Source organism: Methanomicrobium mobile BP, assembly GCF_000711215.1.
GTDB lineage: Archaea > Halobacteriota > Methanomicrobia > Methanomicrobiales > Methanomicrobiaceae > Methanomicrobium > Methanomicrobium mobile.
Window position 1 is genome coordinate 1 of record NZ_JOMF01000001.1, and the last position, 1,878, is coordinate 1,878.

Sequence of the window (1,878 nt, forward strand, 5' to 3'; positions counted from 1 at the left end):
AAGGAAGCCGAAGCGAAAGCAACAGGTTCGTAGTCGCAAGACATGGAACGACGTATTAAAAGTGCGTGAAGTCAACAGGATCATACCCGAAGCCCGGTGATCTATGCGTGGGCTGGCTGAAGGGTGACGAAAGTTGCGTGGAGGGCCTAAGCGGTATTGATATGCAAATCATTCGTGTGACCTGCGTATAGGGGTGAAAGGCCAATCGAACCGGGCATCCGCTGGTTCCTCTCGAAACATGCCGTAGCATGACCTGAACCGAGGCCGATGGTGAGGTAGAGCACTGATTTAGGAAGTTGGGGAAGAAATTCCTCACTCTTTTGTCAAACTCCGAATTCCCCATCGCCGCAGACGTTCGGCAGTCCGCACTACGGGGTAAGCTTGTAGTGCGTAAGGGAGACAACCCAGACCGTGGTTAATGTCCCTCAGTGTAGGTTAAGTGTAAACACTAAATGAGGTCCTAGGTCAAAGACAACTGGAAGGTGAGCTCAGAAGCAGCTATCCTTAAAAAAGTGCGTAACAGCTTACCAGTCGAGATTTAGGGCGCAGAAAATGGACGGGGCTCAAACCTACCACAGATACCACGGACCACAGCAATGTGATGGCGTAGAGAGGCGTCCTGTATGGGTAGAAGCAGGGGTGTAAGTTCCTGTGGACCGTATAGGAATGAGAATTCCGGCAGTAGTAGAAGCAAAGTCCGGTGAGAATCCGGACCGCCGAAGGGGCTAGGTTTCCTCGACAATGTTCGTCAGTCGAGGGTTAGTCGGTCCTAAGTTGTACCGTAACTCGAGTATAGCGAAAGGGAAACAGGTTAATATTCCTGTACTGTCTGTCAACAATCCTAACGTTTCCGGATAAGCTCTGCAGGGTCGTCGCCCTGTTCAAGCGTATAACCTCTTGGAGAACCGTCATGGTGAGAATAGAGTGAAATCGTGATGAATCCTAGAGCCGACTTCGGGAACCCGTGAAAAAGGGACAAGACATCCGTACCGAGATCTGACACAGGTGCCCCTAGCTGAAAAGGCTAAGGCGTGTCGGTTTAATTGTAGTTTAGGGAATTCGGCAAAATAGCCCCGTAACTTAGGAATAAGGGGTGCCTGCCCGGTGATCGGGCAGGTCGCAGTGACCAGGGGACTCCAACTGTCTAATAACAACATAGCAGACTGCAACTCAGTAATGACTAGTATAGTCTGTGATTCCTGCCCAGTGCAGGTATCTGAACACCGGGTACAACCGGACGAAGGACCTGTAAACGGCGGGGGTAACTATGACCCTCTTAAGGTAGCGTAGTACCTTGTCGCTTAATTGGCGACTTGCATGAATGGATTAATGAGAGTCCCACTGTCCCAAACACAAGTCCGTTGAAGCTTTTATCCTAGTGCAGAGGCTAGGGCCTCCATATGGGAAGTGAAGACCCCGTGGAGCTTTACTGCAGCCTGTTGTTGTGTTACGATATCCCTTGCGCAGCGTAGATGGGAGACGTTTGAGACGTAACTTGCGGGTTACGTTTAGTCGTAATCTGAGACACCATCCTTGGTTTATTGTAACACTAACTCTCTTTGAGAGGACATCGGTAGGTAGGCAGTTTGGGTGGGGCGCCACACCCTCGAAAAGATATCAAGGGTGCCCCAAGGTCAACTCATGTGAGTCAGAAACTCACAGGAGAGTGTCAAGAGCAAAAGTTGGCCTGACGCTGATACGCATAGCAAGTATCTGCGAGAGGAAACTCGGGTCTAACGAACCAATACGCGCTTTTGATGAGTGCTATTGACGACAGAAAAGCTACCCCGGGGATAACAGAGTTGTCGCCGGCAAGAGCACATATCGACCCGGCGGCTTGCTACCCCGATGTCGGTTCTTTCCATCCTGGCTGTGCAG

General features: G+C 50.7%; 1 rRNA gene. It reads left to right on the forward strand.

What is annotated here, in order from left to right:
• Positions 1–1,878 (forward strand): 23S ribosomal RNA (locus T502_RS09005); the annotation flags it as partial.